The 15,698-nt window shown below is 70.0% G+C and carries 15 protein-coding genes and 1 pseudogene; all 16 read left to right on the forward strand.

Annotation, left to right across the window (positions count from 1 at the left end; translation table 11 throughout):
* Positions 1 to 53 precede the first annotated feature (53 nt).
* The 16 genes and pseudogenes from gap to proB all read left to right on the forward strand — a co-directional run bounded on the left by gap (position 54) and on the right by proB (position 15,687).
* Positions 54 to 1,061 carry a type I glyceraldehyde-3-phosphate dehydrogenase gene (gap, locus tag E0E30_RS03420; protein ID WP_130865103.1) on the forward strand — a complete coding sequence of 336 codons (1,008 nt, stop codon included), beginning with the start codon at positions 54 to 56 and terminating at the stop codon, positions 1,059 to 1,061.
* Between the two features lie 106 nt (positions 1,062 to 1,167).
* Positions 1,168 to 2,376 carry a phosphoglycerate kinase gene (locus tag E0E30_RS03425; protein ID WP_130865104.1) on the forward strand — a complete coding sequence of 403 codons (1,209 nt, stop codon included), beginning with the start codon at positions 1,168 to 1,170 and terminating at the stop codon, positions 2,374 to 2,376.
* Positions 2,376 to 3,155 carry a triose-phosphate isomerase gene (gene tpiA, locus E0E30_RS03430; RefSeq protein WP_130865105.1) on the forward strand — a complete coding sequence of 260 codons (780 nt, stop codon included), beginning with the start codon at positions 2,376 to 2,378 and terminating at the stop codon, positions 3,153 to 3,155. Before E0E30_RS03425 ends, tpiA begins: the two co-directional genes overlap by 1 nt.
* 202 nt (positions 3,156 to 3,357) lie before the next feature.
* Positions 3,358 to 3,618 (forward strand): preprotein translocase subunit SecG, encoded by a 261-nt coding sequence (secG, locus tag E0E30_RS03435; RefSeq protein ID WP_245306482.1) that lies wholly within the window; start codon positions 3,358 to 3,360, stop codon positions 3,616 to 3,618.
* 87 nt (positions 3,619 to 3,705) lie between these two features.
* On the forward strand, positions 3,706 to 4,062 hold the full coding sequence (locus tag E0E30_RS03440) for an RNA polymerase-binding protein RbpA (RefSeq protein WP_130865107.1): 357 nt from the start codon (positions 3,706 to 3,708) through the stop codon (positions 4,060 to 4,062).
* On the forward strand, positions 4,059 to 5,498 hold the full coding sequence (locus tag E0E30_RS03445; RefSeq protein WP_130865108.1) for a bifunctional folylpolyglutamate synthase/dihydrofolate synthase: 1,440 nt from the start codon (positions 4,059 to 4,061) through the stop codon (positions 5,496 to 5,498). Before E0E30_RS03440 ends, E0E30_RS03445 begins: the two co-directional genes overlap by 4 nt.
* 77 nt (positions 5,499 to 5,575) lie before the next feature.
* Entirely contained in the window at positions 5,576 to 5,890 is a 315-nt protein-coding gene (locus tag E0E30_RS03450) for a DUF4233 domain-containing protein (RefSeq protein ID WP_130866714.1), read from the forward strand.
* Between the two features lie 45 nt (positions 5,891 to 5,935).
* Entirely contained in the window at positions 5,936 to 6,361 is a 426-nt protein-coding gene (gene ndk, locus E0E30_RS03455) for a nucleoside-diphosphate kinase (RefSeq protein ID WP_130865109.1), read from the forward strand.
* A gap of 34 nt (positions 6,362 to 6,395) precedes the next feature.
* Positions 6,396 to 8,360: a TIGR03960 family B12-binding radical SAM protein gene (locus E0E30_RS03460; protein WP_411913986.1), complete on the forward strand. Its 1,965-nt coding sequence runs from the start codon at positions 6,396 to 6,398 to the stop codon at positions 8,358 to 8,360.
* 10 nt (positions 8,361 to 8,370) lie between these two features.
* Positions 8,371 to 9,168, forward strand: a complete 798-nt coding sequence (locus E0E30_RS03465; RefSeq protein ID WP_245306483.1) for a TIGR03936 family radical SAM-associated protein — start codon at positions 8,371 to 8,373, stop codon at positions 9,166 to 9,168.
* 630 nt (positions 9,169 to 9,798) lie between these two features.
* A pseudogene (locus E0E30_RS03470) lies at positions 9,799 to 11,397 on the forward strand (Rne/Rng family ribonuclease); the annotation flags it as partial.
* Positions 11,398 to 11,542: 145 nt separating this feature from the next.
* Entirely contained in the window at positions 11,543 to 11,851 is a 309-nt protein-coding gene (gene rplU, locus E0E30_RS03475; protein ID WP_130865110.1) for a 50S ribosomal protein L21, read from the forward strand.
* A 12-nt stretch (positions 11,852 to 11,863) separates the two neighbouring features.
* Entirely contained in the window at positions 11,864 to 12,121 is a 258-nt protein-coding gene (rpmA, locus tag E0E30_RS03480; RefSeq protein WP_130865111.1) for a 50S ribosomal protein L27, read from the forward strand.
* Between the two features lie 232 nt (positions 12,122 to 12,353).
* Complete coding sequence (locus E0E30_RS13575) at positions 12,354 to 13,013, forward strand: hypothetical protein (protein ID WP_167853839.1); 660 nt, start codon at positions 12,354 to 12,356, stop codon at positions 13,011 to 13,013.
* 41 nt (positions 13,014 to 13,054) lie between these two features.
* Positions 13,055 to 14,563 (forward strand): GTPase ObgE, encoded by a 1,509-nt coding sequence (obgE, locus tag E0E30_RS03490; protein ID WP_130865113.1) that lies wholly within the window; start codon positions 13,055 to 13,057, stop codon positions 14,561 to 14,563.
* Entirely contained in the window at positions 14,560 to 15,687 is a 1,128-nt protein-coding gene (gene proB, locus E0E30_RS03495; RefSeq protein ID WP_130865114.1) for a glutamate 5-kinase, read from the forward strand. The genes obgE and proB overlap by 4 nt, the downstream gene beginning before the upstream one ends.
* Positions 15,688 to 15,698: the final 11 nt, after the last annotated feature.

A 15,698-nucleotide genomic window follows, 5' to 3' on the forward strand; every position in this document is an offset into this window, starting at 1 on the left:
TTGGAGTTGTCCGAGTGCAGCATGCACATACCTCATCTGGAGGAGATCACTGAATGACCGTCAAGGTTGGTATCAACGGATTCGGCCGCATCGGCCGTAACTTCTTCCGCGCCCTCAAGGCCCAGGGCGCCGACCTCGAGGTCGTCGCCGTCAACGACCTCACCGACACCAAGACCCTGGCCCACCTCCTGAAGTACGACTCGATCCTGGGTCGGTTCCCGGGTGAGGTCAGCTACGACGAGAACTCGATCACCGTCGACGGCAAGCAGATCAAGGTCCTCGCCGAGCGCGATCCCGCCAACCTTCCGTGGAAGGACCTCGGCGCCGAGATCGTCGTCGAGTCCACCGGCTTCTTCACCGACGGCACCAAGGCCAAGGCCCACGTCGACGCCGGCGCCAAGAAGGTCATCATCTCGGCCCCCGGCAAGAACGTCGACGGGACCTTCGTCATGGGCGTCAACGACGCCGACTACGACAACGCGCAGCACACCATCATCTCGAACGCGTCCTGCACGACCAACTGCCTGGCCCCCCTGGCGAAGGTCCTCAACGACGAGTTCGGCATCGAGCGCGGCATCATGACGACGATCCACGCCTACACCGGTGACCAGCGTCTCCAGGACGCCCCCCACAAGGACCTGCGTCGCGCCCGCGCCGCCGCCCTCAACATGATCCCGACGAAGACCGGTGCCGCCCAGGCCGTGGCCCTGGTCCTGCCGGAGCTCAAGGGCAAGTTCGACGGTCTGGCCGTGCGCGTCCCGACCCCGACCGGCTCCCTCACCGACCTCACCTTCCAGGCCTCCAAGGAGGTCACCGTCGAGGCCGTCCAGGCTGCCGTGAAGAAGGCCGCCGAGGGCCCGCTCAAGGGCATCCTCGCCTACACCGAGGATCCGATCGTGTCGACCGACATCCAGGGCGACCCGCACTCGAGCATCTTCGACGCCACCGAGACCAAGGTCATCGGCAACCTCGTCAAGGTTCTGTCCTGGTACGACAACGAGTGGGGCTACTCCAACCGTCTCGTCGACCTGACCGAGCTCGTCGCCGAGAAGCTGGCCTGAACCACGACGCCTCGAGCGTGAACCGTACGACGGCCCTGTGCCCCCTCACCGGGCGCAGGGCCGTCGTCGTCGCCTCGAGAGCCACACACCACACGAAAGGACTGTCATGAAGTCTGTCGAGGACCTCGGCGACCTGCGCGGCAAGCGCGTCGTCATCCGTTGCGATTTCAACGTGCCGCTCGACGGTGAGACGATCACCGACGACGGCCGCATCAAGGCCGCTCTGCCCACCCTCACCCAGCTCCACGAGGCCGGCGCGCGCACCACCGTGCTCGCCCACCTCGGCCGCCCCAAGGGTGCCGTCGACCCCAAGTACTCCCTGGCTCCCGTCGCCAAGCGCCTCGGTGAGCTCATGGGGCTCGACGTCAAGCTCGCCGGCGACGTCGTCGGCCCCTCCGCCCAGGAGCTCTCGGCCTCCCTGGCCGACGGCGACGTCTGCCTCGTCGAGAACGTCCGCTTCGAGCCGGGGGAGACCTCCAAGGTCGACTCCGAGCGTGAGGCGCTGGCCGCCGAGTACGCCAAGTTCGGTGATTTCTTCGTCTCCAACGGCTTCGGCGTCGTCCACCGCAAGCAGGCCAGCGTCTACGACCTGGCCAAGCTCCTGCCGAGTGCCGCCGGGTCGCTCGTCGACAAGGAGGTCAAGGTGCTCGAGGGTCTCATCGACGACCCCCAGCGCCCCTTCGTCGTCGTCCTCGGTGGGGCCAAGGTCGCCGACAAGCTCGCCGTCATCGACAACCTTCTCAAGGTTGCCGACACCCTCGTCATCGGCGGCGGGATGCTCTTCACCTTCCTCAAGGCCCAGGGTCTAGAGGTCGGCACCTCCCTCGTCGACGACGCCTCCATCGAGGCCTGCAAGGGCTACCTCGAGCAGGCGAAGGCCGCCGGCAAGCAGATCCTCCTTCCGACCGACGTCCGGGTCGCCTCCGAGGTCGACTTCGGTGCCCACACCGTCGGTCGGATCGACGTCGTCCCCGCCGACGCCATCCCGGCCGACAAGATGGGCCTGGACATCGGCCCCGACACCGAGAAGGCCTACGCCAAGGTCATCGAGGAGGCTGCCAGCGTCTTCTGGAACGGCCCCATGGGCGTCTTCGAGATCAAGGGCCTCGAGGAGGGCACCAAGGCCGTCGCCGAGGCCCTCACCCAGGTCAAGGGCCTGTCGGTCGTCGGCGGCGGCGACTCCGCCTCGGCCGTGCGTGCCCTGGGATTCGCCGATGACCAGTTCGGTCACATCTCGACCGGCGGCGGCGCCTCCCTGGAGCTCATGGAGGGCAAGGAACTGCCCGGTATCGCAGTGCTGAAGGAGAACAACTGATGTCCCGTACCCCGATCATGGCCGGCAACTGGAAGATGAACATGGACCACCTCGGTGCCGTGTCCCTCGTCCAGGATCTCGGCAAGGCCCTCGAGGACGCCGGCTACGACCCGGCCCGGTCCGAGGCCGTCGTCATCCCCCCGTTCACCGACATCCGTTCGGTGCAGACCCTCGTCGAGGGTGACAAGCTGCCGCTCGCCTGGGGTGCCCAGGACATCTCGGCCCACGAGGACGGCGCCTACACCGGCGAGGTGTCCGGCTCCATGCTCGCCAAGCTGGGCTGCAGCTACGTCGTCACCGGCCACTCCGAGCGTCGCGAGTACCACGGTGAGACCGATGAGCTCGTCAACGCCAAGGCGAAGAAGATCATCGAGCACGGCATGACCCCGATCATCTGCTGTGGTGAGCCCCTCGAGGTCCGCAAGGCCGGCAAGCACGTCGAGCACACGGTGGGTCAGATCACCGCCGACCTCGCCGGGATCGACGCCGCCGACGTCGCCAAGCTCGTCATCGCCTACGAGCCCATCTGGGCCATCGGCACCGGCGAGACGGCCACCGCCGACGACGCCCAGGAGGTCTGCGGGGCCATCCGCAAGGCCGTCGCCGATCTGTACGACGAGGCCACCGCCGAGTCGGTGCGCATCCAGTACGGCGGTTCGGTCAAGGCCGGCAACGTCGTCGAGATCATGAGCAAGCCCGACGTCGACGGAGCCCTCGTCGGCGGCGCCTCGCTCAAGGCCGGTGACTTCGCCCAGATCGTCACCTTCTACGCCAAGTGATCGGCTGACCGTCCGTGTCGGACGGTGAGCCAGCGGTCGTCCCCGTCACCACCGGTGGCGGGGACGACGTGCGTCCCGGGCCCCCCTCGGGCGACCGGACCGCTCCTCCTGAGGTCGGCCGACGCCCGGTCCCGGCAGGCATCGGTCAGCTCAGGTGGGTGGGATGTGGGAGCCGGGGCACTCGTGGGCTACCCTTGACCCCGTGATCTTCGCCCCTCTCGCGACCTGGCCGGTTCTCACGCTGTCCATCGTCCTGTGCGTGCTGAGCGTCATCCTCACCCTCTTCGTGCTGCTGCACAAGAGCCGGGGTGGCGGCCTGTCCGACCTCTTCGGTGGCGGAGTCTCGACGTCCATGGGCGGCACCTCGGTGGCCGAGCGCAATCTCGACCGGATCACGGTCGTCGTGGGCCTCATCTGGCTGGCCTGCATCATCGGCCTGTTGCTGCTCTACCGCTTCAGCTGAGCGCCCGTCCCCGTCCCTCCCGCCGGTGAGGTCATGACCGGCCCTGCCCGTGTCGGCAGGTCATCACTGCTCGTTGAGGAGAAATGCATGTCTGGTGGAAGCGCCATCCGGGGCAGCCGTGTCGGTGCCGGCCCCATGGGTGAGGCCGAGCGTGGCGAGTCGGCCCCCCGCGAGTACGTGACGTACTACTGCGCCAATCACCACGTCATCCGTCCGGCCTTCTCGGTCGAGGCCGAGATCCCCGACACCTGGGACTGCCCCAAGTGCGGTCTGCCGGCCAACCGCGACCAGGCCAACCCGCCCGAGCCGCCGCGCACCGTGCCCTACAAGACCCATCTGGCCTACGTCAAGGAGCGTCGCAGCGACGCCGAGGCCGCGGCCATCCTCGCCGAGGCCCTCGCCAGCCTGCGGGAGCGTCGTCGCAGCGGTGAGGTCATCTATTGAGCTCCCACGAGCGCCTCGTCGCCGAACTGACGGCCCGCTGGCCCGAGCACCACATCGGCCCCGGACTGGAGCGCGAGCGCGCCCTGCTCGACCTCCTCGGCCACCCCGAGAGGTCCTGCCCGGTCATCCAGGTGGCCGGCACCAACGGCAAGGGATCGACCGCGATCATCATCGAGGCGGTGTTGCGTGCCGCCGGTCTGCGGGTCGGCCGGTACGCCTCACCCCACCTGGTCCGTGTCAACGAGCGCATCTGCATCGACGGTGAGCCGATGAGCGACGAACTCTTCGACGAGACCTGGGAACAGATCGCGCCCATGGTCGCCATGGTCGACGGGCAGCGCATCGACGGCATCGCGATGACCTTCTTCGAGGTCATGACGGCGATGGCCTTCGCCGCCTTCGCGGACGCCCCGGTCGACGTCATGGTCATCGAGGTGGGCCTGGGCGGCCGGTGGGACGCCACCAACGTGGCCGACGCCACCGTCGCCGTCGTCTGTCCGGTGGCCCTGGACCACATGCACATCCTCGGCGACACCCTCGAGGCCATCGCCTCGGAGAAGGCCGGGATCATCAAACCCGGGTCGGTGCCGGTCATCGCCGGTCAGCGGCCCGAGGCGGCCCCGGTACTCCTGGCCCAGTGCCGGGACGTCGGCGTCAAGCCCCTGCTCGAGGGCCCCGATTTCGGCCTGCTCGAGCGGCGCGGAGCCGTCGGCGGGCAGGTGATCCGCCTCCAGACCGCCGGCGGTCCGCTGGGGGAACTGCACCTGCCGGTCTTCGGGGAACACATGGCCCACAACGCCGCCCTGGCGGTGGCCGCCGCCGAGGCGCTCACCGGGCCGCTCAAGCCCGAGATCATCGAGCAGGGGCTGGCGGCCGTGCGTGCCCCGGCGCGCCTGGAACTCGTGCGTCGCTCCCCGGCCATCGTCATCGACACCTTCCACAACCCGCACGGGGCCGAGTCGGCCATGACCGGGCTCACCGAGGCCTTCGACCTGCACCCGCTCATCGGCGTCGTCGCGGCCATGAAGGACAAGGACGTCGACGGCGTCCTGTCTCGCATGGCACAGGACGTCGACGAGGTCGTCGTCACCACGCTGCCCGGACCGCGGGCACTTCCGGTCGACGAGATCGGCCGGATCGCCTCCCGGCACTGGGGCAGTGACGCCGTCACCACCGCCCCCGACGTGGCCAGCGCCCTCGAGTCGGCGATCCATCGGGCCGACGCCGCCGGACCGGGAGCCGGCATCATCGTCGCCGGATCGGTCGTCCTGGCCGGGGAGGCGCGACACATCCTCCTGCCGGACGGCGTCAACCATGCCAGCCTGCCCACGGCGGTCCTCGAGCCGACGGACCTGTCGGAGGAGGACATCGCCGCCATGGAGGGGCAGCCGCTCGAGGCCGTCGACGACGACGCCGACCCGGAGGGCCTGCTGTGAGTGAGCGGAGCGGCCTGAGTGGAGTCGACCCGCGTGGAGTCGACCCGCGTGGAGTCGGCCTGCGCCATGGCAACCCCATGGCCCGGGCCGTCCTCAGCCTGCTCGTCTTCGACGTCATCGTCGCCGGGTTGGCCATTCCCGGCATGATCTGGGTGTCCTCCGTGCCGGTCTGGGCAGCCGTCACCGCGGGGGTCGTCGGAATGGTGCTGGCCCTCGGGGCAGCGGTCGCGGTGAGTCGTGCCGACTCCTACCTGCTGGGTTGGGTCACCCACGTCTACCTCGTCCTGCTCGGCCTGGGCAGCCCGATGATGTACGTCGTCGGTGCGGTCTTCCTCGTCATCTGGATCGCCGCCATCGTCCTGGGACGGCGTCTGGAGGCCGAGGACCGCTGACCCCCGGGATGCCCGCCCGGTACCCGCTGGGATAGGGTCGCGGTCATGAGTGAGATCCAGAGGACCCTCGTTCTGCTCAAGCCCGACGCGGTGAAGCGTCATCTCATCGGCGAGATCATCGGGCGGTTCGAGCGCAAGGGCCTGACCATCGTTGCCCTGGAGCAGCGCACCATCGATGCCGAGATGGCGTCCCAGCACTATGCCGAGCACGTCGGGCGGCCGTACTACGACGGGCTCGCCGCGTTCATCACCTCCGGCCCCCTCGTGGCCCTCGTTCTCGAGGGACGCGAGGCCATCTCGGTGGTCCGGGCGATCAACGGCAGGACCGACGGAGCCCAGGCCGCCCCCGGCACCATCCGTGGCGACTACGGCCTGTCGAACCAGCAGAACCTCGTGCACGCCTCGGACTGCCCCGAGTCGGCCGCCCGCGAGATCTCGCTGTGGTTCCCGCAGGTCGCCGTCGAGGTCTGAGGTCCCGGCGGGCGAGAGCCCTTACCATGTGCGGGTGACCACACGGACCATCCCCGAGGATCTCCTCGGCCGACTCGAGCCCCTGCTGGCGCGGGTCAACAAGCCCATCCAGTACGTCGGGGGAGAGCACAACAGCGTCGTCAAGGAGTGGACGTCGGTCGACGTCCACTGGGCGCTCATGTACCCCGACGCGTACGAGGTGGGTCAGCCCAACCAGGGGGTGGCCATTCTCTACGAGGTGCTCAACGAGCAGGACTGGATCCTCGCCGAGCGCAGTTACGCCGTCTGGCCCGACATGGCCGAGCAGATGCGCTCCGCCGGGGTGCCGCAGTTCACCCTCGACGGGCACCGTCCGGTGCGGGCCTTCGACGTCCTCGGGGTGTCCCTGTCGACCGAACTGGGGTACACCAACCTCCTGGCCGCCCTCGACCTGGCCGGCATCCCGCTGCACCAGGCCGACCGCAGCCTCGACGACCCCCTCGTCATCGTCGGTGGGCATGCCTCCTTCAATCCCGAGCCGCTGGCCGACTTCATCGACGCCGCCATCCTCGGCGACGGGGAGGAGGCCGTCCTCGAGGTGAGTCGCCTCCTGCGCGACTGGCAGCGGGAGGGGCGTCCGGGAGGCCGTGACGGCCTGCTCTCCCGGCTGGCGTCGACGGGTGGGGTGTATGTGCCCTCCTTCTACGACGTGGAGTACCTGCCGGACGGACGCATCCGCCGGGTCGTCCCCAACCGCCCCGAGGCCCCGTTCAGCGTCTCGAAGCACACGGTGTCGAACCTCGACGCCTGGCCCTACCCCAAGGCGCCGATCGTTCCGGTGGCCGAGACCGTCCACGAGCGCTACTCGGTGGAGATCTTCCGGGGCTGCACCCGCGGCTGCCGGTTCTGTCAGGCGGGCATGATCACCCGTCCGGTGCGCGAGCGGTCGATCGACACCGTCGGGTCGATGGTGGCCCAGGGGCTGGCCGCCACTGGCCTGGAGGAGGTCGGGCTGCTCAGCCTGTCGAGTGCCGACCACTCCGAGATCGCCGAGATGACGAGCCAGCTGGCCGACCGCTACGAGGGCACGAATGTGTCCCTGTCGCTGCCGAGCACCCGGGTCGACGCCTTCAACATCGACCTGGCCAACGAGCTGTCGCGCAATGGTCGGCGTTCCGGGCTCACCTTCGCTCCCGAGGGAGGGTCGGAGCGGATGCGCAAGGTCATCAACAAGCAGGTCACCGAGGAGGACCTCATCCGCACCGTCGCCACGGCCTTCGGGCACGGATGGCGTCAGGTCAAGCTGTACTTCATGTGCGGTCTGCCCACCGAGACCGACGAGGACGTCCTGGGCATCAAGGACATGGCCGTGCACGTCATCGAGGCCGGGCGCCGCGCCTCGGGGCGCCGCGACATCCGCTGCACCATCAGCATCGGCGGGGTCATCCCCAAACCGCACACCCCCTTCCAGTGGGCCGCGCAGGCCTCCGCGGAGGTGGTCGACGCCCGCCTGGAGCTGTTGCGCGAGGCCATCCGCGGCGACCGGCGGTTCGGCCGGGCCATCGGCATGCGCTACCACGACGGGCGTCCCGGCATGATCGAGGGACTGCTCTCGCGCGGCGACCGTCGGGTGGGCCGGGTCATCGAGGCCGTGTGGCGGGACGGCGGCGTCTTCGACGGCTGGAACGAGCACTTCTCGTACGACCGCTGGGTCGAGTGCTGCCGGACCGAGCTCGAGCCGCTGGGTGTGTCCCTCGACTGGTACACGACGCGGGAGCGGGAGTACGACGAGGTGCTGCCCTGGGACCACCTCGACTCCGGGCTCGATCGGGACTGGCTCTGGGACGACTGGCAGGACGCCCTCGACGAGCGCGGCGTCGAGGACTGCCGCTGGTCGCCGTGCTGCGACTGCGGCGTCTGCCCGCAGATGGGCACCCGGATCGAGGTGGGGCCCTCCGGGCGCACCCTGCTGCCCCTGTCCGTGGCACCAGCGGACCTGGACCGGGCTCGCCCCGAGTGAGGAGACATCCGTGACCCCCCGGAACGACCAGCCCGAGCAACAGGCCCCACCAGCGCAACGACTGCGGCTGCGTTACGCCAAGCGCTCAACCGCCCGATTCACGAGCCATCGTGACTTCGCCCGGGCCTTCGAGCGAGCGCTCAACCGCGCACGCATCCCCATGGCCTACTCGTCGGGGTTCAACCCCCATCCGCGCATCTCCTACGCCAACGCCTCCCCGACGGGGGCGGCCAGCGAGGCCGAGTACCTCGAGATCGCCCTGGCCCGGGTGTGCGACCCGGCGAAGGTGGCCTCGGCCCTGGCGGCACAGATGCCCCCGGGGATGGTCGTCCTCGAGGTCGTCGAGTCGGACCGGGCGGCCTGGACCGACGTCCTCACCGCCTCGGCCTGGGTCGCCGGGCTGCCGGGTCGGGCCGAGGAGGGACGTGTCGACAGGGGGGAGGACGACCTCGGTGTCGACTCGGCGGTGGCGGCCCTGCTGGCGGCCCGGAGCTGTGAGGTCGAGCGGATGACCCGCTCGGGGATGCGGACCTTCGACGTGCGCGGGGCCGTCATCGGGTTGGGCCGGCAGGGCGACCGGTTGCGGATGATGCTCCACCACGACACGCCGTTGGTGCGGCCCGACGACGTCCTGTCCGCTCTCGTGGCCCGGGGTGCCCGACTCGATCCGCGGGTGTGCCCGCTCACCCGACTGGCCCAGGGCGTCGTGCAGGGTGAGGGGCTCGACGCGGCCCTCGTCGACCCCTTCGACGGACGGTCGGTCGTCGTCTGGCCGGTGGACGAGGAGTGCACACCCTCCCAGGTGTGACATACTTGGCCGCAGGTGATGGGGTACCTCCCCGACCTCCGGCCTGTCGGTCCTCACCGCGACGCCCATGGCGACCGCGGGGGATGACGGAGCCGAGGGATCACCGCCAGCTTCTGCACCGCGCCCGGTGCTCATGACGTCGTCCCGACGTGTCCACCGGGGACGGGTGCACCCGACTGCGCCGAAAGGCCGAGGAGAGCACGCATGCTCCAGGACGATCCTGAGATCCAGAACACGGCGGATCCCGCCACCCCCCAGGCGGATCCCGCCACCACCACCCGANCCCCCCGCCCCTCCTCCGGCCAGGCCGAGAGCGCCGAGTCCGGCTCTCCCGAGCCGGGGACCGCCGAGGCCGAACCGGAGACTGCCCGGGCCGAGGAGCAGGCCGTCGACGAGGCGCCCGAGGAGCCGACCGAGTCCGGGGAGCCGACCGAGTCCGAGGATCTGGCCGAGGAGTCGACCTCCCGTCGTCGCCGTCGTCGTGGCGGACGCCGTCGTCGCAAGGGGGACGCCGAGGACGAGTCGACCACGGAGAGCGCCGAGGAGGACTCCTCCGACCGGGCCGAGGAGACCCCGGCCGAGGACACCTCCGAGGAGTCCGGCGAGGACCAGGCCGAGGAGTCGACCTCCCGTCGTCGCCGTCGTCGCCGTCGTCGCCGCGGTGAGGACACCGCCGGGTCCCAGGACGACCCGAGCGACGTCGTCGTCAAGGTCCGTGAGCCGAGGTCGCGTCGGTCGGCCGCCGACGAGGTCACCGGGATCGAGGGATCGACCCGCCTCGAGGCCAAGAAGCAGCGTCGTCGCGAGGGCAGGGCCGCCGGGCGCCGTCGCAGCGCCATCCTCACCGAGGCCGAGTTCCTCGCCCGCCGCGAGTCGGTCGACCGTCGCATGGTCGTGCGCCAGTCGGCCGAGTACTCCCAGCTGGCCGTCCTCGAGGACGGTGTGCTCGTCGAGCACTACGTCGACCGGGCCTCGGCCGCCTCGTCCATCGGGAACATCTACCTGGGCAAGGTGCAGAACGTCCTGCCCTCGATGGAGGCCGCCTTCATCGACATCGGCCGGGGGCGCAACGCCGTCCTCTACGCCGGCGAGGTCGACTGGTCCGCGTACGGCAACGAGGGTCAGGACCGCCGGATCGAGCAGGTGCTCAAGTCGGGCGACCAGGTGCTCGTCCAGGTGTCCAAGGACCCGGTCGGTGCCAAGGGTGCCCGCCTCACCAGCCACATCTCCATTCCCGGCCGTTACGTCGTCTACTCGCCCGGCGGCCAGCTCTCGGGCATCAGCCGCAAGCTCGCCGACACCGAGCGCAAGCGTCTCAAGAGGATCATCGAGGACAACATCCCCGCCGACGCCTCCGTCATCGTGCGCACCGCCGCCGAGGGGGCCTCCGAGGACGACCTCGTCCGCGACATCAGTCGGCTCAAGGCCCAGTGGGAGGTCATCGAGCGCAAGTCGCAGTCGAGCCACGCCCCGACGATGCTCTACAGCGAGCCCGACCTCACGGTGCGGATCATCCGTGACCTCTTCACCGAGGACTTCTCCGAACTCGTCATCGCCGGTGACGGCGGCCCCGAGGACGCCTACGACACCATCAAGGCGTACGTCGACCACGTCGCCCCCGACCTGGCCTCGCGGCTCACCCGGTGGGACTCCGAGCAGGGCGATCCGTTCGCGCAGTACCGGGTCGACGAGCAGATCGCCAAGGCCCTCGAGCGCAAGGTCTTCCTGCCCTCGGGTGGATCCCTCGTCATCGACCGCACCGAGGCCATGACGGTCATCGACGTCAACACCGGGAAGTTCACCGGGTCGGCGGGCAATCTCGAGGCGACGGTGACGGCCAACAACCTCGAGGCGGCCGAGGAGATCGTCCGCCAGCTGAGGCTGCGTGACATCGGCGGCATCATCGTCGTCGACTTCATCGACATGGTCCTGCCGGCCAACCGGGAGCTGCTCGTGCGGCGTCTCACCGAGTGCCTGGGACGTGACCGGACCCGTCACCAGGTGGCCGAGGTGACCTCCCTGGGCCTGGTCCAGATGACCCGCAAGAAGATCGGCACCGGTCTGGCCGAGGCCTTCACCGAGGAGTGCAAGGAGTGTGGGGGACGCGGCTACCACCGGCACACCGAGCCGGTCGACTCCCAGGCCCCCGCCGACGGCGGGGAGCGGTCGTCCCGCAAGGGGCACCGGTCCTCCGGTGGCCGCAAGGCGTCCCGATCCTCGTCGAATTGACCCGGGTCGGGGCCGCAGGTAGAGTGGGTAGCCGGTCCGACGTGCGTGTGCGTCGCGTGTGCGCGTACAGCCCCACGTCGGTCAGGTTTTCCGGGGCCGACGGTTCCGGTCCCGTGATAGCGACAACAACGAGAGTAGGTCAGGCGTGTACGCGATCGTGCGTAGTGGCGGCCGCCAGCACAAGGTGGCAGTGGGTGACATCGTCGAGATCGACAAGGTCGCCGACGAGGTGGGCAGCAGCATCGAGCTGACCCCGCTTCTGCTGGTGGACGGCGAGTCTGTCACCTCGGACAAGGACGGACTGGGCAAGGCGAAGGTCACCGCCGAGGTCCTCGGTGAGGCCAAGGGTCCCAAGATCCGCATCCTCAAGTACAAGAACAAGACCGGCTTCCGCAAGCGCCAGGGGCACCGTCAGAAGTACACCCAGGTCAAGGTCACCGGAATCGAAGGCTGAAGGTAGACAGACATGGCACACAAGAAGGGCGCATCCTCGTCCCGCAACGGTCGTGACTCGAACGCTCAGCGCCTCGGCGTCAAGCGCTTCGGCGGCCAGCTCGTCAACGCCGGCGAGATCATCGTCCGCCAGCGTGGCACCCACTTCCATCCGGGCGACGGAGTCGGCCGTGGTGATGACGACACCCTCTTCGCCCTGCGCGAGGGGCACGTCGAGTTCGGCACCCGCCGTGGTCGTCGCGTCGTCAACGTCAACCCTGTCGAGGCCTGATCGCCCAGCCGATCACCTCTCGATCTCGAGCAAGGGAGCCCGGACCGCCCCAGGCGGTCCGGGCTCCGTCATGCCGCGACAGGGGGTGCCGGCAACCTGAACATCCTGAGGGTCCGGTGTGAATACCCGAGAAGTTCTGGAAAGCCGGCGGTTTCGACCTACGGTCGACAGTGGCAGCAAGAAGGATGCGTCCGACGGCATCCATCGGAAGGGAACAGGGGCGAGTGGATTCATGAGTGGTGCCCTGCATGAGACGACCTATGACTACGGCGGCCCGATCTTCCGGCCCCAGCGCAGGGTGGCGCGAATCCAGATGCCTTCGGAGACCCAGGTGCAGACGGCGGTCCGCCCGACCGGGCTCGACGACGTACGCGAGGCCGAGCCATGGCGGTCCGCTGCGGTCGCCATGGCACCGGAGCGCGGGGTCGACATGGCCAGCCGTCAGGCCGACGCCGCACCCGAGAAGGTCCAGCGCCATGGCCTCAACCTCCACGGCCACGAGATTCTCGGCGGTGCCTGTGCCTCGGCCCTGGCGACCGGGGTCGTCGGCAGCCTGGGGATCAGCGGGTCGATGATCGGGTCCGCGGTGACGAGCCTGGTCATCGCCGTCTCCGGGGCCCTGTTCACCCGATGGTTCGCCCACACCCGGCGTCGTGTCGGCGCCGGCCGTGAACGGGGCATCTGGGCCCGCACGGTCGCCGTGGCCGCTGCGCTCACCGTCGTCACCGGGGTCATCGGCGCGCTGGTCCTGGGCCAGGAGGTCGGCTCCGACGTCAACCGCAGCCTGTCGCAGGCGATGGTCGACGTCACGAGCTCCGGCTACCGCTGGCAGCAGATGTTCGAGCGCGCCTGGCCCTACCTCAAGGAGGCGTGGCGCGCCGCCCACCGGTGATCGCCGGTACGCTGGGCCCGACCCGATCTCAGGAGAGTTCCATGGCCATCCCGTCCTTCGTGGACCGAGCCACCATCCTCGCCGTCGCCGGCAAGGGGGGCAACGGCTGCGCCTCCGTCAAGCGTGAGAAGTTCAAGCCGCTGGGCGGCCCCGACGGCGGCAACGGCGGCCACGGGGGATCGGTCGTCGTCCGGGTCGACCCGCAGTTGACGACCCTCGTCGACTACCACCGGCTGTCCACCCGCAAGGCCACCAACGGTGAGCCCGGACGTGGTGACGACCAGGACGGGGCCAACGGACAGGACGTCGTCCTGGCGGTTCCCGACGGCACCGTCGTCTCCGATGCGCAGACCGGTGAGGTCCTCGCCGACCTCACCGGCGCCGGGGCGCAGGTCGTCGTCGCCGCCGGTGGACGCGGTGGGCTCGGCAACGCTGCCCTGGCCACGGCGGCCCGCAAGGCGCCGGGTTTCGCGCTCCTCGGCGAGGCGGGTGAGGAGCGTCGGGTCAACCTCGAGCTCAAGGTCGTCGCCGACATCGGCCTGGTGGGGTTCCCCTCGGCCGGAAAGTCGAGCCTCATCGCGTCGATCTCGCGGGCGAGGCCGAAGATCGCCGACTACCCCTTCACCACCCTGGTGCCCAACCTCGGCGTCGTCGTGGCGGGGGAGACGACCTTCACCGTGGCCGATGTCCCCGGCCTCATCCCCGGTGCCTCCCAGGGCAAGGGACTGGGCTTCGACTTCCTGCGCCACATCGAACGCTGCCGGGCCCTCGTCCACGTCATCGACTGCGCCACCTACGAGCCGGGACGCGACCCGATCACCGACCTCGACGTCATCGAGGCCGAGCTCGAGGCCCACGGCGGCCTGACGGACCGGCCGCGGCTGGTCGTCCTCAACAAGGTCGACATCCCCGACGCCGCCGAGCTCGCCCTCATGGTCAAGGCCGACATCGAGGCCCGCGGCCTGCCGGTGTTCCTCGTCTCGACGAAGACCGGGGAGGGGCTCAAGGCCCTGGAGTTCGCCATGGCCGAGCTCGTCCACCGGGCGCGCGAGGCCGAGCCGGAGCCCGAACCCGAGCGGATCGTCATCAGGCCCGCCCCGGTCGCCGGCGGCCCCGAGTTCCGCATCAAGCGCCAGGGCGATGGGGACGGCGGCTTCCTGTGGCGGGTCACCGGCGACAAGCCGACCCGCTGGGTCAACCAGACCGACTTCACCAACCCGGAGGCCGTCGGCTACCTGTCCGACCGTCTCAACCGGCTCGGCGTCGAGGAGGAGCTGTTGGCCCTCGGTGCCGTGGCCGGTGACGCGGTGGCGATCGGCGGACAGGACGCCGTCATCTTCGACTTCGCCCCGCAGATCGAGTCGGGGGCCGAGATCCTCTCCCGCCGCGGCGAGGACCAGCGTCTGCAGGGGGAGCGGCCGTCGGCGACCCGACGACGTGAGATGGACCGGCGGTACCACGAGGCCCGCGAGCAGTTCGGCGGGGTGGGACGGGACCCGCGCGGCGAGTCGTGGCGGGCCCGGGCTGCCGAGCTCGAGGACGAGGAGTGACCGGCACGCGGGCCGACGTCGCCCGCGCCGGACGGGTCGTCGTCAAGGTGGGGTCGTCCTCACTCACCCTGCCCGGAGGCGGTATCGACGTGTCCAAGGTCGACGCCCTCGTCGGCGTCATCGCCGAGCAGCGGGCCGCCGGCCGTGAGGTCGTCCTCGTGAGCTCGGGGGCCATCGCCACCGGCTTCCCGGCCCTGGGGATGGCCCACCGTCCGCGCGACCTGGCCGGCAAGCAGGCCGCGGCGTCGGTGGGGCAGGGGATCCTCCTGGCCCGCTACACGGGCGGGTTCGCGCGGCACGGACTGCGCGTCGGGCAGGTCCTCCTCACCGTCGACGACCTCGTCCGTCCGCGCAGCTACCGCAACGCCTGGTCGACCCTGGGCAAGCTCCTCAAGCTCGGCGTCGTGCCCATCGTCAACGAGAACGACGCCGTCGCCACCGGAGAGATCCGCTTCGGTGACAACGACCGGCTCGCCGCTCTCGTCGCCGAGCTCATCCGGGCCGAGGCGCTGGTTCTCCTGTCGGACGTCGACTGCCTCTACACGGCACCGCCGTCGATGCCGGGGGCGCGCCGGATCGAGCAGGTCGACGACATCGACTCCCTCGAGGTCGAGACCCGGGGCAGCGGTTCGGGGGTCGGCACCGGGGGCATGGCCACCAAGCTCGAGGCGGCAAGGATCGCCGTGGCCGCCGGCATCCCGGTCGTCCTGGCCCAGGCCCCCGACGGACCTGCCGCTCTGACCGGGGAGGACGTCGGCACCTTTTTCGCTCCCTCGCGCGCCCACCGGCCGCGGCGGCTGCTCTGGCTGGCCCACGCCGCCGCCCCCCAAGGGGAGATCCACATCGACGCCGGCGCCGTCACCGCCCTGCGGGAGCGCAAGGCATCCCTACTGGCGGTCGGCGTCACCCAGGTGCACGGCGACTTCCAGGCCGGTGACCCGGTGGTCCTCGTCGGACCGGACGGGGAGACCATCGGTCGCGGGATCACGTCCTACAGCGACACCGACGTGCGCACCATGAGGGGACGGTCGAGCTCCTGGCTGGCGGCCGAGATGGGTCCGGCCGCCTCACGCGAGGTGGTCCACCGGGACGCCATGGTCCTCGTGCGGAGGCGTCGGGTCTGAACCCGGGTTCC

The organism is Acidipropionibacterium timonense (genome assembly GCF_900605005.1).
Classification (GTDB): Bacteria; Actinomycetota; Actinomycetes; order Propionibacteriales; family Propionibacteriaceae; genus Cutibacterium; species Cutibacterium timonense.